This window comes from Pseudomonas sp. DWP2-2 (assembly GCF_049897065.1).
Classification (GTDB): domain Bacteria; phylum Pseudomonadota; class Gammaproteobacteria; order Pseudomonadales; family Pseudomonadaceae; genus Aquipseudomonas; species Aquipseudomonas paracarnis.
The window spans coordinates 142,009-164,558 of sequence record NZ_JAFCVN010000009.1; the positions used below are offsets into that span (position 1 = coordinate 142,009).

General features: G+C 60.6%; 20 protein-coding genes. 12 read left to right on the forward strand and 8 right to left on the reverse strand.

Going from position 1 to position 22,550, the window contains the following annotated elements:
* Positions 1–370 precede the first annotated feature (370 nt).
* On the reverse strand, positions 371–1,312 hold the full coding sequence (locus ACP7CZ_RS19765; RefSeq protein WP_294204292.1) for an aromatic alcohol reductase: 942 nt from the start codon (positions 1,310–1,312) through the stop codon (positions 371–373).
* A gap of 96 nt (positions 1,313–1,408) precedes the next feature.
* Here ACP7CZ_RS19765 and ACP7CZ_RS19770 point away from each other — a divergent pair, with 96 nt between their 5' ends.
* From ACP7CZ_RS19770 to ACP7CZ_RS19785, 4 genes are all read left to right on the forward strand, one after another.
* A complete protein-coding gene (locus ACP7CZ_RS19770) occupies positions 1,409–1,858 on the forward strand; it encodes a winged helix-turn-helix transcriptional regulator (protein WP_034127533.1) in 450 nt (149 codons plus the stop codon).
* 122 nt (positions 1,859–1,980) lie between these two features.
* A complete protein-coding gene (locus ACP7CZ_RS19775; RefSeq protein ID WP_294204296.1) occupies positions 1,981–2,589 on the forward strand; it encodes a LysE family translocator in 609 nt (202 codons plus the stop codon).
* An 873-nt stretch (positions 2,590–3,462) separates the two neighbouring features.
* A complete protein-coding gene (locus ACP7CZ_RS19780) occupies positions 3,463–4,446 on the forward strand; it encodes a GlxA family transcriptional regulator (RefSeq protein WP_294204404.1) in 984 nt (327 codons plus the stop codon).
* 37 nt (positions 4,447–4,483) lie between these two features.
* Positions 4,484–5,398 (forward strand): ADP-ribosylglycohydrolase family protein, encoded by a 915-nt coding sequence (locus ACP7CZ_RS19785; protein ID WP_060765133.1) that lies wholly within the window; start codon positions 4,484–4,486, stop codon positions 5,396–5,398.
* A 3-nt stretch (positions 5,399–5,401) separates the two neighbouring features.
* Here ACP7CZ_RS19785 and ACP7CZ_RS19790 read toward each other — a convergent pair whose 3' ends face one another.
* The 5 genes from ACP7CZ_RS19790 to ACP7CZ_RS19810 all read right to left on the reverse strand — a co-directional run bounded on the left by ACP7CZ_RS19790 (position 5,402) and on the right by ACP7CZ_RS19810 (position 11,934).
* Positions 5,402–6,649 carry an NAD(P)/FAD-dependent oxidoreductase gene (locus ACP7CZ_RS19790; protein ID WP_294204298.1) on the reverse strand — a complete coding sequence of 416 codons (1,248 nt, stop codon included), beginning with the start codon at positions 6,647–6,649 and terminating at the stop codon, positions 5,402–5,404.
* Between the two features lie 2 nt (positions 6,650–6,651).
* Positions 6,652–8,223: an aldehyde dehydrogenase (NADP(+)) gene (locus ACP7CZ_RS19795; protein WP_294204300.1), complete on the reverse strand. Its 1,572-nt coding sequence runs from the start codon at positions 8,221–8,223 to the stop codon at positions 6,652–6,654.
* Positions 8,224–8,385: 162 nt separating this feature from the next.
* Positions 8,386–9,333: a dihydrodipicolinate synthase family protein gene (locus tag ACP7CZ_RS19800; protein WP_072446546.1), complete on the reverse strand. Its 948-nt coding sequence runs from the start codon at positions 9,331–9,333 to the stop codon at positions 8,386–8,388.
* Positions 9,334–9,370: 37 nt separating this feature from the next.
* A complete protein-coding gene (locus ACP7CZ_RS19805) occupies positions 9,371–10,297 on the reverse strand; it encodes a 4-hydroxyproline epimerase (RefSeq protein WP_054898122.1) in 927 nt (308 codons plus the stop codon).
* A gap of 11 nt (positions 10,298–10,308) precedes the next feature.
* Positions 10,309–11,934: an APC family permease gene (locus tag ACP7CZ_RS19810; RefSeq protein WP_198791313.1), complete on the reverse strand. Its 1,626-nt coding sequence runs from the start codon at positions 11,932–11,934 to the stop codon at positions 10,309–10,311.
* A 187-nt stretch (positions 11,935–12,121) separates the two neighbouring features.
* Between ACP7CZ_RS19810 and ACP7CZ_RS19815 the strand changes: the two genes are divergently transcribed.
* Both ACP7CZ_RS19815 and treS read left to right on the forward strand, forming a co-directional pair.
* Positions 12,122–12,910, forward strand: a complete 789-nt coding sequence (locus ACP7CZ_RS19815; protein ID WP_181124276.1) for an AraC family transcriptional regulator — start codon at positions 12,122–12,124, stop codon at positions 12,908–12,910.
* Positions 12,911–13,095: 185 nt separating this feature from the next.
* The gene (gene treS / locus ACP7CZ_RS19820; RefSeq protein ID WP_294204307.1) at positions 13,096–15,159 is read left to right on the forward strand and encodes a maltose alpha-D-glucosyltransferase; all 2,064 of its coding nucleotides are present in this window, start codon (positions 13,096–13,098) and stop codon (positions 15,157–15,159) included.
* A gap of 163 nt (positions 15,160–15,322) precedes the next feature.
* Here the strand turns inward: treS and ACP7CZ_RS19825 are convergent, their stop codons facing one another.
* Positions 15,323–15,751, reverse strand: coding sequence for a glycine zipper domain-containing protein (locus tag ACP7CZ_RS19825; RefSeq protein ID WP_034127523.1), 429 nt, complete (start codon positions 15,749–15,751; stop codon positions 15,323–15,325).
* A 225-nt stretch (positions 15,752–15,976) separates the two neighbouring features.
* On the opposite strand from ACP7CZ_RS19825, the gene ACP7CZ_RS19830 reads away from it, so the two are divergent.
* Positions 15,977–16,435 (forward strand): Hsp20 family protein, encoded by a 459-nt coding sequence (locus ACP7CZ_RS19830; protein ID WP_014718573.1) that lies wholly within the window; start codon positions 15,977–15,979, stop codon positions 16,433–16,435.
* 65 nt (positions 16,436–16,500) lie between these two features.
* Here the strand turns inward: ACP7CZ_RS19830 and ACP7CZ_RS19835 are convergent, their stop codons facing one another.
* Positions 16,501–17,397 (reverse strand): LysR family transcriptional regulator, encoded by an 897-nt coding sequence (locus ACP7CZ_RS19835; RefSeq protein WP_294204310.1) that lies wholly within the window; start codon positions 17,395–17,397, stop codon positions 16,501–16,503.
* Between the two features lie 339 nt (positions 17,398–17,736).
* Here ACP7CZ_RS19835 and ACP7CZ_RS19840 point away from each other — a divergent pair, with 339 nt between their 5' ends.
* The 5 genes from ACP7CZ_RS19840 (at position 17,737) to pstA (ending at position 22,529) form a co-directional block, all read left to right on the forward strand.
* Positions 17,737–18,423, forward strand: a complete 687-nt coding sequence (locus ACP7CZ_RS19840) for an isochorismatase family protein (RefSeq protein ID WP_057975819.1) — start codon at positions 17,737–17,739, stop codon at positions 18,421–18,423.
* A 66-nt stretch (positions 18,424–18,489) separates the two neighbouring features.
* Positions 18,490–19,116 carry an isochorismate family cysteine hydrolase YcaC gene (ycaC, locus tag ACP7CZ_RS19845; RefSeq protein WP_003191542.1) on the forward strand — a complete coding sequence of 209 codons (627 nt, stop codon included), beginning with the start codon at positions 18,490–18,492 and terminating at the stop codon, positions 19,114–19,116.
* Between the two features lie 448 nt (positions 19,117–19,564).
* Positions 19,565–20,596 (forward strand): phosphate ABC transporter substrate-binding protein PstS, encoded by a 1,032-nt coding sequence (gene pstS, locus ACP7CZ_RS19850; RefSeq protein WP_089041766.1) that lies wholly within the window; start codon positions 19,565–19,567, stop codon positions 20,594–20,596.
* A gap of 74 nt (positions 20,597–20,670) precedes the next feature.
* Positions 20,671–21,636 (forward strand): phosphate ABC transporter permease subunit PstC, encoded by a 966-nt coding sequence (gene pstC / locus ACP7CZ_RS19855; RefSeq protein WP_127881570.1) that lies wholly within the window; start codon positions 20,671–20,673, stop codon positions 21,634–21,636.
* Entirely contained in the window at positions 21,636–22,529 is an 894-nt protein-coding gene (gene pstA, locus ACP7CZ_RS19860) for a phosphate ABC transporter permease PstA (protein ID WP_014718563.1), read from the forward strand. The genes pstC and pstA overlap by 1 nt, the downstream gene beginning before the upstream one ends.
* Positions 22,530–22,550: the final 21 nt, after the last annotated feature.

A 22,550-nucleotide genomic window follows, 5' to 3' on the forward strand; every position in this document is an offset into this window, starting at 1 on the left:
CGACGAGTGACACGTCTAGATCAAGGGTCCTGGGTCGATCAGGGGTTGTCACGTGCGGATTTGCCGACTACCCTGAAAATGTTTGAATTATTACAAACAATTTCGGTGTGACTGTTTTTTAGGTCATACGGCTTCAGGACGAGGAACGAAAAATGTTTTCACATGAAGGTACTGCACTAGAGCTGTTGGTCTTGGTTTTTGGCGTCACTGGGTTATTGTTGATCGCCTGGTTTATTCACCATCAATACGAGCTAAAGTCGCGTAGGCATGTAAAAAAACAACATGTTTCTGGCCAGCAGCGTGAAGCTCAGAGCCGCTGACTGTCCCTTCACCCGTGCCAGCCTTTACGGCTGGCTTCAGCATCCGGTTTTCAATGGACTGCAAGGTTTTCCCGAGCCCACTGCTCAGCAGTGGTGACAGGAATCGATTGTTGCTCGTTGAACGTGGCCGCCTTAGGCCAGGCCACACCATTGCCTTGTGCGAATACAGCACGGTACTTCTTGATGTGGTGCGTGGGGTCTTTTTCCAGTGCCTGCATGAGATAGTCAACCGTCCACACGTTGCGTTTGAACGGGCGATCCAGAACGCGTTCCAGCATGCTCGCAACCTGCCCATACGTGACGGTGTCGCCGGCGAGATAGACAATCTGATTGCGCATGCGCGGTTCGAAGAACACGATTTGCGCTGTCAGCGTACCGATGTCGTCCGGTGTCGTGAGCGTCACGCTGTTCTCGAGGCTGCCCAGGGCGTTCACTGTGTTGTTGTCGAAGTCGACGACCTCGAACACCGGCTCGAACAGGAAGCTGGTGAACATGCCTGTCGAGATGATGACCCATTCAGTGTTGTCCTGGGCGCGCAGCAACTCACGCACATCCAGTTGGGCATCGAACAGATCCTGGGGGCTGCCCCGGCCAATCACTTCGAAATCCACGCCAAACTGCCAGGGGAAGTAGCGCTTCACGCCGGATTTGAGTGCGGCGGTTGCCAGCTTCATCGGGGTTTCTCGGCCCGCGATCATGCCCGCGCAGCCGATCACGGTATCGAAGCGTGCGAAGACCTTGGCAAGTTGATCGATTGAGTCGTTCACCAGATCTGCGGCGACCATCTGGATGCCCAGGCTGCGCAGCTCATCGATGTCTGCCTTTTTCTCGGGCGCTTGAGTGTTGATGGTCGATTCCCTGAGTAATACGCTGATGGTGGAACCGGGCGCGCGTTTGGCCTCCCGCGCCAGGTTGCGCAAAACCGGCAGGCCGAGTTCGCCGGCACCTAGAACGAGGATCGATTGAGGGGGAAGTGGGGTCATTTCAGGCATGATTTCTCCGCAGGCCTGTTGGCGATAAGATGAGCCCATGCTGGCACGATTCGGCAGCGCTCATAAGAAGGCACACGTGTGATACCAGGGGTAGAAATGACCGATCAGGAAACGCTCAGCCAGGCAGAAGTTATCTGCCAGTCGCTCAGAGAGGAGGACGATGGCGTCAGGCGTGAAGTCCTTGCTCATGCCGGTAGCCGCTGGGCATTGGGCATCCTGCATGCCCTGGGTGTGTACGGTGCAATGCGTCATGCCGAGATAAAACGACAGATGACGGGTGTGACTCAGCGCATGTTGACCAAGACGCTTCGTGCCATGGAGCGCGATGGTTTGTTGGTTCGGCGCGAGTTCGGTGAAATTCCTCCCCGCGTCGAGTACGAGCTGACGCCGCTGGGCAGGGAGCTTTTGATTCGCATGTCGCCTATCTGGACCTGGGTGGTGGAAAACGTGGAGGACTTTCGCAAGGCTCGGCGTATTTTCGACAGTCAGGAAGGCAAAAAACCGGCATGGCAGGTTCCCACACCGGTTCCCGATGCGCCTCGGTAAGCGCTACTTCTCGATGAAGGCTTTGCAAGTGTATGCCTCGATCCATCCCTAGCTGTACGGGGCGCAGCGCGCCATAACCCACTACTGTCGCAGGCACATCACCACCGCTTGGATGCCGCGCCATGTTCATGTCTACCAGCCTGTTATCAGCCTTCGTGCTGTTCGCTTTTGTCTCTTCGATCACCCCAGGGCCCAACAACACCATGTTACTGGCCTCAGGCGTGAATTTCGGCTTTCGACGTTCGATGCCTCATGCGCTGGGGATCAGCATTGGCTTCATGCTGTTGGTGATTTGTGTGGGGCTGGGCTTGGGCGAGGTGTTCAAGCTGTTTCCGTGGGCCTACACGCTATTGCGTTATGTCGGCGCCGCGTATTTGTTGTATCTGGCGTGGAAGATTGCCAATGCGGGCGGCATGTCTGATAACCCGGATGAGCATGGCAAGCCGATGACCTTCCTCGGTGCGGCGGCCTTCCAGTGGGTCAACCCCAAGGCGTGGATCATGGCGCTGGGGGCGATCACTACCTACACGCCGGCCGAGGGTTATGTCACCAATGTGCTGGTGATCGCCCTGGTGTTTGCGGTGGTCAATTTGCCGAGCGTGTGTGTATGGGTGGGGTGTGGCAGCGGCTTGCGCAACTTGCTGCGTAAGCCGCGCTGGTTGCGGTTGTTCAACTGGTCCATGGCCGGGCTGTTGGTGCTGTCGCTGTATCCGATGCTGTTTGTGGGCTGAGGTGGCGTAGGTAACGCGTTGATTGTCAGGCCGTCATCGCAGCATAGGTATCTACATAACTTCGGCACGACGCTAAATCTGTGGCGAGGGAGCTTGCTCCCGCGACGGCCTGGCAGCCGACACAGATATAACTGACGCGCCGCGATCCAATGTGGGAGCTGGCTTGCCTGCGATGACCATAGGTATCTACACAGCTTTGCAAAGCACCCGTAGCAGCCGACGGTAACCACGATGCGAAGCGAGTCGCTCTTGATCTGCTTTTGATCTTAGGCGCCCCGTCAAACCACGCTGGCCGGAATCAAAAGTGAGCCGCTGTAAAAGCGGAACCCTAAGTGGCCGCTACCGCAGGAATGGATATGTACACGGTCCAACTGAGTTGACCGTCAGGCCGTCATCGCAGGCAAGCCAGCTCCCACATTTAGGTCTCGGGGCGTCAGGTAGATCACCGTCGGTTGGCAGGCCGTCACGGGAGCAAGCTCCCTCGCCACGATGCGGGATTAGACCGGCGAGATGGTCGCCAACATGCCGATGCCAATGGTCAATACCAAAAAGCCGAACAGGAAAATAGCCATCTTGGTCATAAGGCCTCCGAGGGGAAGGGGACGACAGGAGTGTCGGGATGGGGCTATTGTCCGCCTCAAGCGGTTTTCAATACAGGCGCAGATCGAAAAGAAAAAACCGTATCAGATCACCGCGCAGCGCCTGGGCCGTGGCTTTTCAAGCGAACAGTTTTTATCAAGATCAGTGCAATGGCCGCTGCCAGCCTCGAGCGTCACCTGAGACAGGCACTGCATTTGCCCCTAAGATAGCCCCCACTGCACAACAATAAGCGTGGGCCGACCCTCGATGGAAAGACGCCAGTTCAGCGGTGGCATGCAAGGCAAGAACCTGCGCTACCTCAGTGATAATCCCCAGCAATCGACGCCGGTCACCCGTGTCGGTTTTTTGCTGCTCGAACACTTCTCCTTGCCGGCCTTCACCCAGACCCTCGACACGCTGGTGACCGCCAACCTGTTGCGCCCTGATCTGTTCGCTACGCGCACTTTCGGGTGGGGCGAGGGCGAAGTCATCAGCGACTTGGGCCTGATCATTCGCCCGGATGCGAACCTGATGCTGGCGAGCTTGCAGGACTTGGACCTGTTGGTGATCTGCGGTGGTTTTCGCACCGAACTCAAGGCCAGCGAGCCATTTATCCAATGGCTGCGCAGTGCGGGTGAAGCGGGCGTGCGCCTCGCCGGTTTGTGGAACGGCTCGTGGTTCCTCGGGCGTGCGGGGCTGTTGCAGGGTTACCGCTGCGCCATCCATCCCGAACATCGGCCGGCACTGGCCGAAGTGTCCAAGGCGGCGCAGGTCACCAGCGAACCCTATGTGATCGACCGCGACCGCCTCACCGCGTCCAGCCCCTCGGGGGCTTTCCATATGGCCTTGGACTGGATCAAGAGCCTGCATGGCAAAGCCTTGGTCGAAGGCATCGAAGATATCCTGGCGTTCGAAGAGTCGCGCTACCGCCGTATCAAACCCACTGAAAATATGTGTGTCAGCGCGCCGTTGCGCGAGGTGGTGAAGTTGATGGACGCCAACCTCGAAGAACCCCTGGAACTCGATCAACTCGCCGTCTACGCCGGCCGTTCCCGCCGTCAGCTGGAGCGCCTGTTCAAAGAACAGCTGGGCACCACGCCGCAGCGCTACTACATGGAACTGCGCGTCACTGAGGCGCGACGCCTGTTGCAGCACACCGAGTTATCCCAAGTGGATGTGCTGGTGGCGTGCGGGTTTGTCTCGCCGAGCCATTTCAGCAAATGCTACAGCGCGTATTTCGGCTATCGCCCCTCCAAGGAGAAGCGGTTGGTCAAGTAGCCTGGCGGGTGTAGCAAGATTTTCACGAGGAGTGGCAATGGATATCACGCTTTTGGATCGTTATCGCGGCAGCCTACTTGGGCTGGCGTGTGGCGATGCTGTAGGGACGACGGTTGAATTCATGCCCCGCGGCAGCTTTTCTCCCGTGACGGATATGCTAGGCGGCGGACCGTTTAGCCTCAAGCCTGGCCAATGGACTGACGATACGTCCATGGCACTGTGTCTGGCCGAAAGCCTGTTGCGCAAAGGCGGTTTTGACGCGATGGACCAGATGGGACGTTATCTGAATTGGTGGAAGTGGGGTTACTTGAGTTCTACCGGAGAGTGCTTTGATATCGGCATGACGGTTCGCGAAGCGTTGGAGCAATTTCAGCAAAGTGGCAACGCTTTTGCGGGCTCAACGCATCCGTATTCGGCCGGCAATGGTTCGATGATGCGCCTCGCACCTGTCGTGTTGTTTTACTTTCCAGATAGGGCGGACATCCACCTGTTTGCCGAGCAAAGCTCGCGAACTACGCATGCCGCGCAGGAGGCTATCGAGTGCTGCCTGCTGCTGGCCGAGGCTATCAGCAATGCCCTGAGCGGTGTTCCAAAGAAGCAGGTGCTGAGTTTTTCCCACACCGCGCTGTCGGCCCCTAAGATCAAGGCTATCGCCTCTGGCGATTATCGCGATAAAACCTCTGCTCAAATCGTTGGCTCAGGTTATGCGGTGGCTTCGCTGGAGGCCGCATTCTGGTGTTTCGATCAGACCTCAAATTTTGCTGAAGCGATACTCGCTGCCGCCAACCTTGGGGATGACGCAGACACTACTGCCGCAATCGTTGGGCAACTGGCGGGGGCGTATTACGGCGTCCAGGCTATCCCTGTCGGTTGGTTGAACAAGCTATGGATGCGCGATGAAATCCAAGAAACGGCTGATGCGTTATTCAGCACTTCGCGCTTACCACGGTAAGGTTTAGAAACGATCTAGCCGATAAGGCTGTAGTTCTGGCACCCGCTCACCCGCAGCAAGTTGCCCAACCCACTCGGCCGTCACCGCCGCTTGTGTCAGTCCCAAATGCTGGTGACCAAATGCAAGCAGCACTTTGCCTTCGCACACCCGGTCAATGATCGGCAGCGAGTCGGGCAGGGAAGGGCGAAACCCCATCCAGGGCGTGGCTTCGCTGTCGCTCAAGTCGTGTTGGAACAGCCCTTTGCTCAACCGGTGCAACTGCCAGGCCCGTTGCATATTGGCTGGGCGGTCGAGGCCGGCGAATTCGACCGTGCCGGCCAGGCGCAGGCCACCGGTCATGGGCGTCATGATGAATTTGCGCTCCAGTGAAGTGACCGCGAAGGGCAGGCGCTGTTGTTCCTGGGGCAGCATCAGGTGGTAACCGCGTTCGGTGTCCAGCGGCACTTGTTTGCCGGTGAGAGCTGCGGTGAGTTTGGCCGAGTGGGCGCCGCAGGCAATCAGCACTTGCTGCGCTGTCAGTACGCCTTGGTCGGTCATCAGGGAAACGCCGCTAGCCTCCAGCCGTCCGTCCAGAACGCGCTGCTGAAGAAATTGCACCCCCTCAGCCTTGGCCGCGTTCACCAGTTCGCCAACCACCGTGTACGGGTCCAGAAAATGTCCGGTAGCGGGAAAGAACAAACCGCCTTGTATGGCGTCGCTCAGTTGCGGCGCAGCCTTGCGCACCGCATCGCCGCTCCAGAAGTCCACGGCGACGCCTTGCTGCCGCATGCGTTGCTGCACTGCATCCAGTGCAGCGCGGGATTCGGCGCGCTCATACACCAACAGCGAACCGTCTTCACGCAGCAATGGCGCTTGCCCAATCGATTGCAGCAAGCGTTGCCACGCGCCCAGGCTGCCTTCGTTCAGCGCGCGAAGGCCGGCTACGGTGCGCTGATAACGCACTGGCCGCAGGTTCAGCAGCAGGCGAATAAACCAGGGCAGGGCGCGGGGCAGGTAGGTCCAGTCCAGGCGCAGCGGGCCCATGGGGTCCAGGAGCATGGCGGGCAAGCGCTTGAGGATCGACAGGTCGGCGATGGGAAACACCTGTTCCGTCGCCAGGTGGCCGGCGTTGCCGTAGGAGGCACCCATGCCGGGTGCCTGCGGGTCGAGCACGACGACTTGGCGGCCTTGGCGTGCCAGCTGCAAGGCGCAGGCGACGCCGATAATGCCGGCGCCGACTACGACGATGTCTGCTTGCTTGGGATCGGCCATGATTATGCTTCTCGCTGGCCGTCGAGCAGGCGCCGCAACCGCAGCGGGTTGTCGTGCTGCAGCGCGGTGGGAAGCAAGGTGTCCGGGAAGTCCTGGTAACACACCGGGCGCAGGAACCGCAGAATCGCCGCCGTGCCCACCGACGTACTCCGCGCATCCGAAGTCGCCGGAAAGGGCCCGCCATGCACCATGGCGTCGCACACTTCTACGCCGGTCGGCCAGCCGTTCACCAGCAGGCGCCCAGCCTTGCGCTCCAGCACCGGCAGCAATGCCCGCGCCTGTGGCAGGTCGTGGTCATCCATGTGCAGGGTTGCGGTGAGTTGACCTTCCAGGTGCTCGGACACCCGGCGCATTTGCTCGACATCACGGCACTGCACCACCAGCGAGGCGGCGCCGAATACTTCGGCTTGCAGGTGTTGATTGTTCAGGAACGCCTCGGCCTGGGTCACGAACAGATGGCCCTGGCCCTGGTTCGGCCCGGTCGCTGGCAAGCCCTTGGCGGCGATGTGAGCGTGCTGTGCCAGGGTCTTCAGGCCGGTTTCGTAAGTGCTGAAGATGCCCGGTGTGAGCATGGTCTGGGACGGGCAACGCGAGAGCCGCTCACTGGCAGACTGAATAAAACGGTCCAGAGCGGCGCCTTGCAGGGCAATCATCAGGCCAGGGTTGGTACAGAACTGGCCGGCGCCTTGGGTCAGCGACGCGACGAATCCTTCGGCCAAGGCTTCGCTCCGAGCTTCAAGCGCAGCAGGAAACAGGTACACCGGGTTGATCGAGCTCATTTCTGCGTACACCGGGATCGGCTCCGGGCGTGCCTGCGCCGCTTGGCACAGGGCAATACCGCCACTGCGCGACCCCGTGAAGCCCACAGCCCGGATGCGCGGGTCGCGCACCAATGCGATACCCACCTCGTTACCCGCACCATAGAGCAGTGAAAACACACCCTCCGGCAAGCCACAATCTTTGACCGCCCGGGCGATGGCGCGGCCCACCAGCTCGCTGGTGCCGGGGTGCGCGTTATGCGCCTTGACGATCACCGGGCAACCGGCGGCAAGGGCCGATGCGGTATCGCCGCCCGCCACGGAGAAGGCCAGAGGGAAGTTGCTGGCACCGAACACGGCTACCGGGCCCAGGGCGATATGGCGCTGGCGCAGGTCGGCACGGGGCAGGGGTTGGCGCTGGGGCTGTGCGGTATCGACGCGCACGTCGAGCCATTCGCCCAGGCGCACGGTGCGGGCAAAAGCGCGCAGTTGCCCGCAGGTACGGCCGCGTTCACCTTCAATGCGTGCGCGAGGCAACCCGGTTTCGGCGCAGGCGCGTTCGATCAACTCATCGCCCAAGGCTTCGATGTGGCTGGCGATGGTTTCAAGCAACGCGGCGCGATCTGCCAAGGTGGTTTCGCGGTAAGCGTCGAACGCGGCCCACGCCAGTGCGCAGGCCTGGTCGACGTGCTGCTCATCCCCGCAAGCGTAGGCGGGTTCCAGTGGGGTGTTGGTAGCGGGGTTGATCGCCCGGATCGCATCGCGATGGCCGCAAACCGATTGCTGACCGATCAGCATCTTGCCTGTCAGAGTCATGGGGACATCCTGGAAAACAGAGGAGTGTTGTAGGTGCGAGCTTTTGTGGCGAGCAAGCTTGCTTGCGCTGGGGTGCGAAGCGCCCCCAATAAAAGCCGGAGACTGCTGCGCAGTCAGCGGGAGCAAGCTCCCTCGCCACAGCAAGCTCGCTCCTACACAAAATCAAACGACGTTCTGTTCGGCCGACCAGTTGGCATACCACTGGCGGAACAGCGCGTACTGCTGCTCGGCATACCGGCGCTGGGCAGCGCTGAGCTCGTCGGTTTCGTTGAAGTGCAGGGCGTAACCCTGGTTGCCGTTGAGCACCATCAAATGCTTGTAATACAGCACCAGGTCGCAGCCCTCGTCGAACGATGACAACACCGCCAGTGCAGCTTCCAGTTCGCGGGCCTGGCGACGCGCCTTGGCATCGCCCTTGGCGGCCTTTTTGCTCAGGGCCACCAGTTGCAGCACCTCGCGCGGCAGTGCATTGCCGATGCCGGTGATAGCGCCGGTGGCGTTGCAGTTGACGAAGCCGTGTACCACCTGGGTGTCGACGCCGACCATCAGGGTCACATCATCATCCTGGGAGGTGATGTTTTCGGCGGCGTAGCGCAGGTCGGCTGCGCCGCCGAACTCCTTGAAGCCGATCAGGTTCGGGTGTTCGCGGCGCAGTTCGAAGAACAGGTCGGCGCGGGTGGCGAAACCATAGTAGGGGCTGTTGTAGATCACCGCCGGCAGGTTGGGGGCGGCGTTGAGGATTGCTGCAAAGTGGGCCTTTTGCGCAGTGACCGAAGCCCCTCGGGACAGCACGCGGGGAATCACCATCAAACCATGGGCGCCGACGTTGGCGGCATGGGCTGCGTGGGATACGGCTTCACGGCTGTTCACCGCCCCCGTACCGACGATGGTCGGCACACCCGCAGCCACCAGGCGCGCCACGCCTTCCTGGCGCTGGGCCTCGGTGAGCAGCGGCCAGTCGCCCATGGAACCGCAATACACCACGGCACTCATGCCGATGTCGATCAGCTCGCGGCCCTTGGCCACCAGTGCGTCGAAGTCCGGTTGGCGCTCGGCGGTGCAAGGGGTCATCAGGGCGGGCATGCAGCCGGTGAAGATGTTGTCGCTCATGGTGCTAACTCCGGTTTCAGTTGAATGAATAATGGGCTCAGATGCCCCAGGCAAACGGGTCTTGTTCGTCGATCAGCAAAGTGCTGTCGGCGGTCATGTAGGCGCGGCCGGTGATGAATGGGCGTACGCGTTCGCCGTCCCATTCATAGCGGCCCAGGAACTGGCTGCCGGTGATGCTGGCTTGTACCCAGGGTTCTCCTGCGGCCAGTTTTGCGTCGGCGGCCAGGCAGGCGAGCTTGGCGCTGGTGCCGGTGCCGCAGGGGGAGCGGTCATAGGCTTTGCCGGGGCACATCACGAAGTTGCGGCTGTCGGCGTGGGCGTCGTCGGCGAACAGTTCGATATGGTCGATCAGCGCACCGTCTGCGCCACGGATGCCTTGGGCTTCGAGGGCGTTGAGCATGGCCCAGGTGTAGTCGGTCAGGGCCTCCACGTTGTCCATCTGCAACTCATGGCCGTGGTCCGACACCAGGAAGAACCAGTTGCCGCCCCAGGCGATGTCGCCCAGCACCACGCCATGCCCAGGCACTTCAACCGGCACCTGCTTGCGGTAGCGGTAAGCGGGCACATTGCGCAGGGTCACGCTGCCGTCCTCGTGCAAGGTGGCCGCGACCGGGCCGACCGGCGTGTCAAGGCTGTGCACGCCCGGTTGGATCAGCCCCAGGTGGTGCAGCGAGGCAACCAGGCCGATGGTGCCATGGCCGCACATGCCGAGGTAGCCGGCGTTGTTGAAGAAAATCACCCCGCAGGTCGCCCCCGGCGTGACTGGCGCACAGTACAGCGCGCCTACCAGTACATCGTTGCCCCGTGGCTCCAGCAGGCAGGCGCGGCGCCATTGATCGTGGTGGGTGCGCAGGTGCTCCAGTTGCTCGGCGATCGAGGCACCGACCAGTTCGGGAAAGCCGCTCATGACCAAGCGTGTAGGTTCACCGCCGGTGTGTGAGTCAATCACATGCAGCCGTTTCATAAGGCGCTCCATCAGTGGGTAGTCGGGGATAGTGGGGCGCTGTAGTGCGCGTCGCTGACGGCTTCGCTTTCGTCCTCTTCCTGCTCCAGGCGTACCCAGTGGGCGGGTACACCGGTGGCGGCGCCCCAGTAGTAAATGCCCAGGGCGCAGGCCGCCACCACCAGGGTGTCAAACGGGTGGCTGATCACCCCGATACCGCCAAAGCTGCCGAGTTTGGAGAGCAGGATGGTCACGGCGTAGAAGCCGATCAGCCAGGCCGAGGAGCGTACTTGTTGCTTGAGGTTCAGGTGCGCGGTCGGCACCCAGCGCGCGCACAGCAGGTACACCACAAACATCAGGATTTGCAGGCCCAATAGCCACGACACCGTGCTCCAGCCCGACCAGTAGACGATCAACGCAGCGATGATGAATGACAGCGGGCCCAGCACCGCCATGCCCTTGACCCGAAACGGGCGCGCCATGTCGGGTGCATTGCGGCGCAGGGCGGCGACTGTCACCGGGGCCACGGCATAACTGAGGATCAGGGCGGCAGACACCACGTTAATCAGCGCTTCCCAGGACGGGAACGGCAAGGTCCAGAACACCGACAGGCCAAAGGTCAGCCACAGCGCCGGGCGCGGGATGCCGGACTTCTCATCGATGCGCGTGAAGATCTTGAAAAAGGTGCCGGTCTGCGCCCATCCATACACCACGCGCGGGGTGGCGTTCATGTAGATGTTGCCGCAGCCGCTGGGGGAGATCACTGCATCGGCCACCACCAGGTAGGCCAGCCAGCCCACGCCCAGCGCCAGGGCGATATCGCGATAGGGCAGGGCCAGTTCCTTGCTGATGCCGGCCCAGCCATTGGCGAGCATTTCGGTAGGCACGCCGCCGAGGAACGCGGTTTGCAGCAGCACATAGATGGCCGTAGACAACAATACCGAGAGGATCAAGGCGATGGGGATGGTGCGCTGTGGGTTTTTCACTTCGCTGGCCACCGAAATGATCGGCGTCAGGCCCAGGTAGGCAAAGATCACCCCGCCTGCCGACACGGCCATCTCGATGCCCGACAAGCCGAACGGTGCAAAGCCATGCACCTGGAAGTTCTCCGGCTTGAAGAAGGTGAACAGCACGCCGATCACCAGCAACGGCACGATGAACTTGAATACGCTCACCAAGTTATTGGCGATGGCAAAGGTCTTCACGCTGCGGTAATTGAGCACAAAGAACAGGCACAGCAAGGCAAATTGCACCAGCCAGCCCAGGGTGGTGGGGTCGCTGGAGCCGGCCTTGGTCAGCTCTGGAAACCAGGCTGCCGCATATTGACGCGAGGCGACCACTTCAATTGCCACCAGGCTGGAAAACGCGATCAGCGTGATAAAGCCCATCAGGTAGCCCAGCAGCGGGCCATGGGAATACACCGGGTAGCGCACCACGCCGCCAGCGCGGGGTAGGGCGGCGCCCAGTTCGCAGTAGACAATGCCCAGCAACAGCACGGCGAAACCGCCCAGCAGCCAGGAAAAAATCCCCGCCGGGCCTGCGATGGCAGACACGTGACTGGCGGCGAACAACCAACCCGATCCGAAGATGGCTCCCAACCCGATAAAGGTGAGGTCCATCAGTGACAGCTGTTTCTTGAACTTGCCTTGGCCTGACATAGCGGCGCCTTCTTGTGAGTTATTGGATAGGCATGCAGTGGCGCTATCCTGAACCCATCAGGCAGGCTGACGATTGATGTTTTTCGCAGGGATGGATGACGAATTCAGCACAATTTGCCGCGCTCGACAGCGCTCGCCCCATGCCTCAATCTGCTGGCTGTCGACGAATAAAGGGGCTGAGAAAGTCATGTTGCAAAGCGCGTTCGCGAGCCTTTTCCAAGGCAGCCGACCCCACAGCATCGAGCAGCTATTAAGCGGAGTAGAGCAGTTGCTGCCGATGCTTGATGTACTGCCCAACGCCGCGATTTTCATCAAGGACATCGACGCTCGCTACGTGCTCGCCAACCGCACCCTGGTGCAACGCTGCGGCCTCAAGCACCTGCAACCGCTGCTGGGCAAGACCAGCGCCGAAGTGTTTCCCGCACAATTGGGCCCCGGCTATACCGAACAGGACCGTCGTGTGCTGAGGCAGGGCCTGGTGTTGGAAGATCAACTCGAATTGCACCTCTACGGCACCCGCGAACCCGGCTGGTGCCTGACCCACAAGTGGCCGCTGTACAACCAACTCGGCGCGATCATTGGCCTGGCCGGAATTTCGGTGGACTTGCAGTCTGCCAGCGAAACCCACCCGGCCTATCAGCGTCTGGCGGCGGTGGACGAACACATCCGCAGCCATTTCAACCGACGTGTCACCCTGGGGGAATTGACCCGAATCGCCGGGATTTCCGTGGCGCAACTGGAGCGCTACTGCAAGCGCGTGTTTCACCTCACGCCTCGGCAAATGATCCAGAAAGTCCGGCTGGAACATGCCCGGCGGTTGTTGCATACCGAGCTGCCGATTACCGAGGTTGCGCTGCAATGCGGGTACACCGATCACAGCGCGTTTACCCGGCAGTTCAAATCTTCAACCGGGTTCACCCCTAGGCAGTACCGGCAAGCCACGCAAGGCAGCAGCGCAGGTGAATGTCTTCTGTAGGAGCGAGCTTGCTCGCGAAAAACTCACAGGCGCCGCGTTCATTCAGGAAGCACGCGTTATCGTTGACGTTTTTCGCGAGCAAGCTCGCTCCTACAGGGTAAGCGTTCTATTGCGATGCAACGAATGCCGCCCACGCCCCTCATATGCTTACACCGACCCTTTTCACCACGACAGGTACCGAGCTTATGACCGCGGCGAACAACGATCATGTGAACTGGCTGGTGCAACATTCCATGCTCCACGCAGCGCGGCAGCGGGCCAAGCTCTATTCGGGGCAAGGCCGCCTGTGGCAGCAGCCTTATGCACAGACCCGGCCGCGTGACGCTTCAGCCTTGTCGTCGGTGTGGTTCACGGCCTACCCCGCCTCGATTGTCACCCGCGAAGGCGGCACCGTGCTGGAAGCGTTGGGGGACGAAACCCTGTGGCATACCCTGTCGAAGATCGGCATCCAGGGCATTCACAACGGCCCGCTGAAGAAGTCCGGTGGTTTGTCTGGCACCGAGCACACCCCGACCATCGACGGCAATTTCGACCGCATCAGCTTCGACATCGACCCGCAACTGGGCACCGAGGCACAATTGCAGGCCTTGACGCGCATGGCTGCCGCGCACAATGCGGTGATCATCGACGATGTGATCCCGTCGCACACCGGCAAGGGCGCGGACTTTCGCCTGGCAGAAATGGCCTATGAGGACTATCCCGGCCTGTACCACATGGTCGAAATACGCGAGGAAGACTGGCCGTTGCTGCCCGACGTGGCTGCCGGACGCGATGCACAAAACCTCAGCCCCTCCCAGGTAGACGCACTGCGCGACGAGCACTACATCGTCGGCCAATTGCAGCGGGTGATTTTCTTCGAGCCCGGCGTCAAAGAAACCGACTGGAGCGCCACCCCGGTGGTGCTCGGCGTAGATGGCAAGCCGCGGCGCTGGGTGTACCTGCATTACTTCAAGGAAGGCCAGCCGTCGCTCAACTGGCTCGACCCTTCGTTTGCTGCGCAGCAGATGATCATCGGTGATGCGCTGCACGCCATTGATGTGATGGGCGCGAAAATCCTGCGCCTGGATGCCAATGGCTTTCTCGGCGTGGAGCGCAAGCTCGATGGCACGGCCTGGTCCGAAAGCCATCCGCTGTCGATCACCGGCAATCAGTTACTCGGCGGCGCCATTCGCAAGGCGGGCGGGTTCAGTTTTCAGGAACTCAACCTCACCGTGGACGACATCGCGTCCATGTCCCACGGCGGCGCTGACCTGTCTTATGACTTCATCACCCGGCCGGCCTACCAGCATGCATTGCTGATGGGCGACACCGAGTTCCTGCGTCTGATGCTGCGCCAGATGCACAGCCTCGGCATCGACCCCGGCTCGCTGATTCACGCGCTACAGAACCACGATGAACTGACCCTGGAGCTGGTGCACTTCTGGACGCTACACGCCCATGACAGCTTCCTGTTCCAGGGCCAGACCTTCCCCGGCAACATCCTGCGCGAGCATATCCGCGAACAGATGTACGAACGCCTGACCGGTGAGCATGCGCCGTACAACCTCAAGTTCGTCACCAACGGCGTGTCCTGCACCACCGCCAGCATCATCACCGCAGCCCTGGGTATTCGTGACCTGGAGGCGATCACCCCGGCGGATATCCAGCAGATTCGCCAGATCCATTTGCTGCTGGTGATGTACAACGCCATGCAACCTGGGGTGTTTGCCTTGTCCGGCTGGGACCTGGTGGGCGCGCTGCCGTTGGCGGCCGAAGACGTGGCGCACCTGATGGCCGATGGCGACACACGCTGGATTCACCGTGGCGCCTATGATCTGGTAGACCTGAACCCCGACGCCGAACTGTCAGCTGGGCAAATGCCGCGCTCCAAAAGCCTGTATGGCAGCCTGAACAGCCAACTGCAGGACCCGGAGTCCTTTGCCTCCCAACTGCAAAAAATCCTCGCCGTACGCCGCGCCTACGACATCGCCGCCAGCCGCCAGATCCTGGTGCCGGACGTCGAGCATCCAGGCTTGCTGATCATGGTGCACGAACTACCGGCGGGTAAGGGCACGCAAATCACTGCGCTGAACTTTGGCGCCACGCCGATCACCGAAACCCTGCACCTGCCCAACATCGCACCGGGGCCGGTGGTGGATATCATCAATGAGCGGGTGGAAGGCGATTTGACCGAGGAGGGCGCGTTCACGATTACCCTGGACGCTTATGAAGGGTTGGCGTTGCGGGTGGTGAGCAGCACGCCGATGTAAAGGCGACGAAACGGTAACTGTGGCGAGGGAGCTTGCTCCCGTTGGACTGCGTAGCAGTCCCAGCCTCTTTGAACAAAAGAGCGGGGCGGCTTCGCGCCCCAACGGGAGCAAGCTCCCTCGCCACAGGTTAGTGTTTGGTGGCTAACAGCGCCGTGCCACGCGATCAGTGGTGCTTGTTCTTGTGCTTATGTTTGTTGCCTTTGTGCTTGCCACCACCGGAACGATGACCGCTCTCGTCATCCGCCAGGTTGTTACCCAGCGCGCCACCGGCTGCGCCACCCACGCCGGCGCCGATGGTTGAACCGGTGGTGCCGCCCAGGCGATTGCCAATCAGCGAACCGCCTGCCGAGCCCAAACCGCCGCCAATCGCCGCTTCGGTCTTGTTGCCCTTCTGCGCACCCACTGCACTCCCGGCTGCGCCCCCCACGCCGGCGCCGATGGCCGCACCTGTCGAGCCACCAAGCTGCTGGCCCACCACGTTGCCCAATACACCGCCGACACCGCCTCCCAGCGCCGCCGTACCATCTCCAGCGGCCAGGGCCCCTTGGGAGATCAGAATGCCCAATGCCAGGGCCGGGAATGTCATTTTCATTTTTTTGTACCTCAAGGGCTGTCTCAGGCGCTCACGGGGTAAAGCACGCCTGGCATTTTGATTAGAGCACACGCCATAACACTTGGGCTTGGGTGATAGCCCCTTGCACAAGAAAATTTTTTCGGCCCTCTTGAATTCCTTTTGCGCGTCCATAAATTTTTGATCACGCGATGCCGAATCCGGGTCGCGTACTAAATCACTTGGAGAAACTCAGGAGATTTTAAAATGGCTACTACCCTGTCGTTGGCCCCACTGTTCCGTCAATCGGTGGGCTTTGATCGCTTCAATGACCTGTTCGAGTCGGCGCTGCGCAGCGAGGCTCCGAATTCCTATCCACCTCACAACGTGGAAAAGCACGGTGACGACGCGTACCGCATCGTGATCGCCGTGGCTGGCCTGACCGAGGAGGATCTGGATATCCAGGTCGAGAGGGGTGTATTGACGGTTTCCGGCGGAAAACGCGAAACCGACGATAAGGTCGCTTACCTGCACCAGGGCATTGCCCAACGTGCGTTCCGGTTGTCGTTCCGCTTGGCCGACCATATCGAAGTACGTGGCGCATCCCTGACTAACGGGTTGCTCAACATCGACCTGCTGCGTGAAGTGCCTGAAGAGGCCAAGCCAAAACGCATCATGATTGGTGGTGAGACCAAACCCGAGCTGCGTCAGGTCAGCTTGCAGTAAAACAATCGGCGGTAAAAAGGCGCTCTACGGAGCGCCTTTTTGTGCGCGCTGCAAACGCAGGCCGGCTAAGCCTGGGTATTGGGTGCAAACAACCGCCTGGCCTCGGCAAAACACTTCTCTGCGATGACCGAGCGCGGTTCGGTCTTGCGCATCACCATGCCCAGGGGCGCAAGGACACTGGCGTCTGGCAGGTGGATAAATGCCAGGTTTTCGATGGGGTTTTCCAGGCCGCTGTCCAACGGCATGATTGCGCAACAGAAGCCTTCGTGGATGGCCTGGAACAGTTGATAGGTGGAGTCGCTTTCCAGAATCGGCTGGGGATCGATACCGCGGCTGCGGAAACTCAAGTCGATGGATTTTCGGTAGTGCATGCCATTGCTGATCATCCCAAGGGGCAGTTCGGCGGCTTCTTCCCAGCTCATCTGTGTGCCTTCGAAGTGGAAGTGGCGGGTGTCGTACAGCAGGCCGACGCGGGTTTCGCCCAGCTCGAAAAACTCCAGGTAATTGGGGCTGACGTGGTCCAGGTAGCACACGCCCAGGTCCAGTTGGTTGGTGCCCAAGGCTTCGATGATTTTGTCCGAACTCATGGAGGTGAGGCTGAACTTGAGTTCCGGGAAGCTGTGGGACAAGCCCTGGATAAAGCTGATCGGGTTGAAGCCGCTCAGGGGCACCAGGCCCAGGCGCAGGTTACCGACCAACTGGCCGCGACACGCAGCGGCTTCGGCGAACAGGCCGTCGTGTGCGGCGAGCAGGGTCCTGGCCCAGGCCAATACGCGTTCGCCGGCCTGGGTGAAACCTTCGAAGCGTTGGCCGCGGGTTACCAGCTCCAGGCCCAGTTCTTCCTCCAGGTTGCGCAGGCGCATCGACAGGGTGGGCTGGGTGATGTTGCAGCGCGCGGCGGCCTGACCGAAATGGCGGGTCTGCTCCAGCGCGATCAGGAATTTAAGCTGCTTGATGTCCATGAAGGCACCTGCCTGGAAATAAGTGAACGGTCATGATTGGCGCAAGTGCCTGAAACCCACGGGGTGGAGCCGATGATCGCATTGTAACGACCGCCACGTCCAAGTGCCCTTGCCACCGTGCGGCTGCATTGTTCCATTTTTGAGATGGAGCGGCCCGTTTCAGCCACTACCTAACCCTGAACGCGATGCTTAAGGTGGTCCCACTGTTTTTTTGGGGTGGGCCTGCTGACACACGTCCAGGTCGTTGCCCAAGCGTATCTGTACAGGAAGTACAGGCACGGCCGGGCGCAGTTCCGGCGCACACGCCAGGGAGGTATCGCCAAGCAAGAGGAAATGCAAATGACTGCATCAGGTAACGCTGCAAACTTCAATGGGCAAAAGCCGACGATTGACCCCGCTGACACCGCCATGTTGCTGATTGACCACCAGAGTGGTCTGTTCCAGATCGTCAAGGACATTGATGTTCCTCAATTGCGCGCCAATGCCATCGCGCTGGCCAAGGCCGCGACCCTGCTTAAAATACCGGTCATCACCACCGCCTCGGTGCCGCAAGGCCCCAACGGCCCGTTGATCCCGGAAATCCACGAAGCCGCGCCGCACGCCCAGTACGTGGCCCGCCGTGGCGAAATCAACGCGTGGGACAACCCGCAGTTCCATGCCGCAGTCAAAGCCACCGGCAAAAAGACGTTGGTGATCGCCGGCACCCTGACCAGCGTGTGCCTGGCATTCCCGTCCATTGCGGCGGTGCATGAAGGCTACAAGGTGTTCGCGGTGGTCGATGCCTCGGGTAACCACTCCAGGTTGGCCACCGACCTGACCGTTGCGCGCCTGGCCCAGGCCGGCGTAGTGCCGATCGACATCATGGGCACGCTGTCGGAGCTGCAAGGCTCCTGGAACCGCCCGGATGCCCAGGAGTGGGCCAACGTCTATACCCAGGCCATGCCGCACTACCAGCTTCTCATCGAGAGCTATGTCAAGGCTCAGGAAGTGGCAAACAACCACGAAGTACTAGACTCACAGCGCTAGTAAACACGCTGGGTTCTTTACGGGGCGCCCACTCGGGGCGTCACCTTCTTTATCAGGAGTACCACGATGTCTACACCTTACGTTCGCTTGGACAAAGACAACGCCGCTGTGCTGTTGGTCGACCATCAGGCCGGCTTACTGTCATTGGTCCGCGACATTGACCCGGACAAATTCAAGAACAACGTGCTGGCCCTGGCTGACCTGGCCAAGTACTTCAAGTTGCCGACCATCCTCACCACCAGTTTCGAAACCGGCCCCAATGGCCCGCTGGTGCCCGAGCTCAAGGCACTGTTCCCGGATGCGCCGTACATTGCGCGCCCAGGCCAGATCAATGCCTGGGACAACGAAGACTTCGTCAAGGCCATCAAGGCCACCGGCAAGAAGCAATTGATCATTGCCGGCGTCGTGACCGAAGTGTGCGTGGCGTTCCCGGCGCTGTCGGCCCTGGCCGAGGGCTTTGAAGTGTTTGTGGTCACCGACGCCTCCGGCACTTTCAACGAACTGACCCAACAGTCCGCCTGGGCCCGCATGTCGGCCAACGGCGCGCAACTGATGACCTGGTTTGGCCTGGCCTGTGAGCTGCACCGCGACTGGCGCAACGACATCGAGGGCTTGGGGACGTTGTTCTCCAATCACATTCCGGACTACCGCAACCTGTTCACCAGCTACAACGCGTTGACTGAAGGCAAGTAAGCCTGATGGAAGGCGGCCGCTAGCCGTGGGGGGAGCGGTAGAACGCCTATTTCCCTGACACCCCTAGGTCCAAATGTGGGAGCTGGCTTGCCTGCGATGGCGGCATTGCGCCCGACGCCTATTTACCTGACACACACGCGATCCAACGGTGGGGTGTGTGTCAGGTAAATAGGCGTTGGCTGTCAGACCGTCATCGCAGGCAAGCCAGCTCCCACAGTTGGATGGCGCAGCTTCAATGGGATCAGCTTCGACCGTCACGGGAGCAAGATCAGTACCGCTAGAGGTATGACAACACTGTAGTCGTATTTTGTTACTAACCCATGCCCTAAAAATACAGCGCTGTGGCGGCAAAGCGGGACAAAACACCCCCTCGCCATTCAATTTTCATAAAAATGTAACAACCCTGCTTCACAGTTCGGGAGCCCGTCACCACAACGAGTTCCTTTTAATGAAAAGCTTGATGAAGTCCGCAGCACTCGCCGTTACGGTATCCCTGTGTGCCTCCTCCATGGCCTTCGCCGCCGAAAACGTACGCCTCACCGGCTCTGGCGCCAGCTTCCCTGCACCGATCTACCTGACCTGGTTCAAGGATTTCAGCAAGAAGACCGCTGGCGTCACCGTGGATTACCAGTCCAAGGGCAGCGGCGCAGGTGTGCAGGACTTCCTGAATAAAACCGTCGACTTCGCCGCCAGTGACTCGGCCATGAAAGACGAAGACATCGCCAAGGTTGCCGAAGGCGTGCAGTTGCTGCCAATGACCGCCGGTGAAATCGTGCTGGCCTATAACCTGCCGGGCAATCCCAAGGGCCTCAAGCTGCCACGCGACGTTTACTCCAATATCTTCCTGGGCAAGATCACCAAGTGGAACGACCCACAGATCGTTGCCGCCAACCCGGACCTGAAGCTCACCGACACGCCGATCACCGTGGTGGTACGCGCAGATTCCAGCGGCACCACAGCGGTATTTACCAAGCACCTGGCCACCATCAACCCTGAATTCAAAACGGCGCTGGGGGAGGGCAACACTGTCAACTGGCCGGCCAGCGACAAATTCATCAAGTCGCCCAAGAACGATGGCGTGACCGCCACCGTACGCCAGACCCCAGGCGCGATTGGCTACATCGAGTACGGCTTCGCCAAACTGGCCAAGGTTGACTTCGCTCAGTTGCAGAACAAGGCAGGCCAGTACGTGGTGCCGAACGCCGAAAGCGGCGCCGAGGCCCTGGCCGCAGTGAAGATGCCGGAAAGCCTGGTGGCCTGGTTGCCGGACCCGGACGGTGCCAAGTCTTACCCGATCACCTCTTACACCTGGATGATCTTCCGCAAGGACAACGGCAACCCTGCCAAGGCCAAGGCCATGCGCGAAATGGTTGAGTACAGCCTGACCGAGGGGCAGAAAATCGCCGACTCCATGGGCTACATCCCGCTGCCGCCATCGGTGGTGGAGCAGGTGCGCAAAGCCTCCGCCAACATTCAGTAACACCCGTGAGGCCGCTCTCGGTGTGGGCTGTTTGCCGCGCCGGGGGCGTTTCCCCCCTGTTCCGGAATTAGCCAATGAACAAACCTTTCGTCGTACCGGTTAACCGGGATTCTGCCTGCCAACCTCCCTCGGCCAAAGACTTCCTGGTCGATCGCACCTTCCGTGGGCTCGCGCGAATCGGGGTGGTACTGATTCTGGCGTTGGTCGCAGCCTTGGTATTCGAGGTGGGACGCAAGGCCTTGCCGGGCATGGAAAAGCACGGGTTCGATGTGCTTTTTGGCAGTGTCTGGGATGTTAACCAGGGCAAGTACGGGATCTTGCCGGCCATTTGGGGCACGCTCTACAGCGCTTTCATCGCGCTGATGATTGCAGGCTTTTTCGGTGTCAGCATGGCGATTTTCCTGACTCAGGATTTTCTGCCGGCCAAGCTGGCCGCTGTGTTTCGCACCATCGTTGAACTGCTCGCGGCCATCCCCAGCGTAGTGTACGGCTTGTGGGGCATCTACGTGGTGATCCCGGCCATTCGGCCACTGACCACCTGGTTGAACAGCGAACTGGGTTGGATACCGTTTTTCGGCACGTCCCTGAGCGGGCCGGGGTTGCTGCCGGCGGCGCTGGTGTTGGCGATCATGATTCTGCCGACGATTGCCGCCGTATCCCAGGACGCGCTCACCAGCGTGCCGATGAAGACCAAGCAGGCCGCCTACGGCATGGGCACCACCCATTGGGAGGCGATTCTCAAGGTGATGGTGCCATCCGCCGCCACCGGTATTTTCGGCTCCCTGGTACTCGGCCTCGGCCGTGCGCTGGGCGAAACCATGGCGCTGGCGATGCTGGTGGGCAACGCCAACAACATTTCCCTCTCGCTGTTCGCGCCGGCCAATACCTTGGCAGCCTTGTTGGCGCTGAACTTCCCCGAAGCCGGGCCCAACGAGGTGGAGGTATTGATGTACGCCGCTCTCGTCTTGATGTTCATCACGCTGCTGGTGAATGTCATCGGTTCCATGATCATGCTCTACGCCCAACGGGGTAACCGATGATGACGAATCTCACATCCCCTATCACCGCTGTGCCGAGCCTGCAGCGCAAGTTCGAAGGCCGCGCCTTGCGCAGTCTGGTGTTGACCACATTGGTATGGTTTGGCGCGCTGCTGGCCAGTGTGCCGCTGATTTCCGTGCTCTACATGCTGATCACCCGTGGCGGCGCACGCCTGAGCCTGGAGGTGTTCACCGAACTGCCGCCCACCGGCTTCGAAACAGGCGGCGGTTTCGGCAACGCCATGGCCGGCACCTTTGTGATGGTCGGTATCGCTGCGGCGATTGCGGTGCCGGTCGGCATCATGGCCGCGATCTTCCTGGCCGAACTGGGGCCGGACAGCAAATTGGCCAACGCTGCACGCTTTGCCGCCAAGATGCTCACCGGCTTGCCTTCGATCCTGGCCGGCGTGTTTGCCTATGCCTTGGTGGTGATGACCACCGGCACCTACTCGGCACCGGCCGGCGGCGTGGCCCTGGCGGTACTGATGCTGCCCATCGTGGTGCTGACGGCTGAAGAGTCGATGCGCATGGTGCCCAAGATCATGAAGGACGCCGCCTATGGCATGGGCTGCACCCGCTCCCAAGTGATCTGGAAGATCATCTTGCCGACCGGCCTGCCAGCGATCCTCACCGGCGTAATGCTTGCAGTGGCACGTGCCGCAGGCGAAACCGCGCCGTTGTTGTTCACCGCGCTGTTCAGCAACTACTGGATCTACCACGACGGCGACTTGGCGGTGATGAACCCCACGGCCTCCCTTGCAGTGTTGATCTACAACTTTTCCGGCATGCCCTTCGACAACCAGCTGGAGCTCGCCTGGGCGGCCTCGTTGGTGTTGGTGATGATCGTGCTGGTCGTGAATATTGTGAGCCGTATCTTCGGCAAGCCTAAGTATTAAGAACGGGAGCATCTGAATCTT

What these genes read in the sequence shown, in the direction of transcription:
- ACP7CZ_RS19765 (WP_294204292.1), bottom strand. Translation starts at nt 1,312, where the DNA reads ATGCCTGAAATGACCCCACTTCCCCCTCAATCGATCCTCGTTCTAGGT.
- ACP7CZ_RS19770 (WP_034127533.1), top strand. Translation starts at nt 1,409, where the DNA reads ATGACCGATCAGGAAACGCTCAGCCAGGCAGAAGTTATCTGCCAGTCG.
- ACP7CZ_RS19775 (WP_294204296.1), top strand. Translation starts at nt 1,981, where the DNA reads ATGTTCATGTCTACCAGCCTGTTATCAGCCTTCGTGCTGTTCGCTTTT.
- ACP7CZ_RS19780 (WP_294204404.1), top strand. Translation starts at nt 3,463, where the DNA reads ATGCAAGGCAAGAACCTGCGCTACCTCAGTGATAATCCCCAGCAATCG.
- ACP7CZ_RS19785 (WP_060765133.1), top strand. Translation starts at nt 4,484, where the DNA reads ATGGATATCACGCTTTTGGATCGTTATCGCGGCAGCCTACTTGGGCTG.
- ACP7CZ_RS19790 (WP_294204298.1), bottom strand. Translation starts at nt 6,649, where the DNA reads ATGGCCGATCCCAAGCAAGCAGACATCGTCGTAGTCGGCGCCGGCATT.
- ACP7CZ_RS19795 (WP_294204300.1), bottom strand. Translation starts at nt 8,223, where the DNA reads ATGACTCTGACAGGCAAGATGCTGATCGGTCAGCAATCGGTTTGCGGC.
- ACP7CZ_RS19800 (WP_072446546.1), bottom strand. Translation starts at nt 9,333, where the DNA reads ATGAGCGACAACATCTTCACCGGCTGCATGCCCGCCCTGATGACCCCT.
- ACP7CZ_RS19805 (WP_054898122.1), bottom strand. Translation starts at nt 10,297, where the DNA reads ATGAAACGGCTGCATGTGATTGACTCACACACCGGCGGTGAACCTACA.
- ACP7CZ_RS19810 (WP_198791313.1), bottom strand. Translation starts at nt 11,934, where the DNA reads ATGTCAGGCCAAGGCAAGTTCAAGAAACAGCTGTCACTGATGGACCTC.
- ACP7CZ_RS19815 (WP_181124276.1), top strand. Translation starts at nt 12,122, where the DNA reads ATGTTGCAAAGCGCGTTCGCGAGCCTTTTCCAAGGCAGCCGACCCCAC.
- treS (WP_294204307.1), top strand. Translation starts at nt 13,096, where the DNA reads ATGACCGCGGCGAACAACGATCATGTGAACTGGCTGGTGCAACATTCC.
- ACP7CZ_RS19825 (WP_034127523.1), bottom strand. Translation starts at nt 15,751, where the DNA reads ATGAAAATGACATTCCCGGCCCTGGCATTGGGCATTCTGATCTCCCAA.
- ACP7CZ_RS19830 (WP_014718573.1), top strand. Translation starts at nt 15,977, where the DNA reads ATGGCTACTACCCTGTCGTTGGCCCCACTGTTCCGTCAATCGGTGGGC.
- ACP7CZ_RS19835 (WP_294204310.1), bottom strand. Translation starts at nt 17,397, where the DNA reads ATGGACATCAAGCAGCTTAAATTCCTGATCGCGCTGGAGCAGACCCGC.
- ACP7CZ_RS19840 (WP_057975819.1), top strand. Translation starts at nt 17,737, where the DNA reads ATGACTGCATCAGGTAACGCTGCAAACTTCAATGGGCAAAAGCCGACG.
- ycaC (WP_003191542.1), top strand. Translation starts at nt 18,490, where the DNA reads ATGTCTACACCTTACGTTCGCTTGGACAAAGACAACGCCGCTGTGCTG.
- pstS (WP_089041766.1), top strand. Translation starts at nt 19,565, where the DNA reads ATGAAAAGCTTGATGAAGTCCGCAGCACTCGCCGTTACGGTATCCCTG.
- pstC (WP_127881570.1), top strand. Translation starts at nt 20,671, where the DNA reads ATGAACAAACCTTTCGTCGTACCGGTTAACCGGGATTCTGCCTGCCAA.
- pstA (WP_014718563.1), top strand. Translation starts at nt 21,636, where the DNA reads ATGACGAATCTCACATCCCCTATCACCGCTGTGCCGAGCCTGCAGCGC.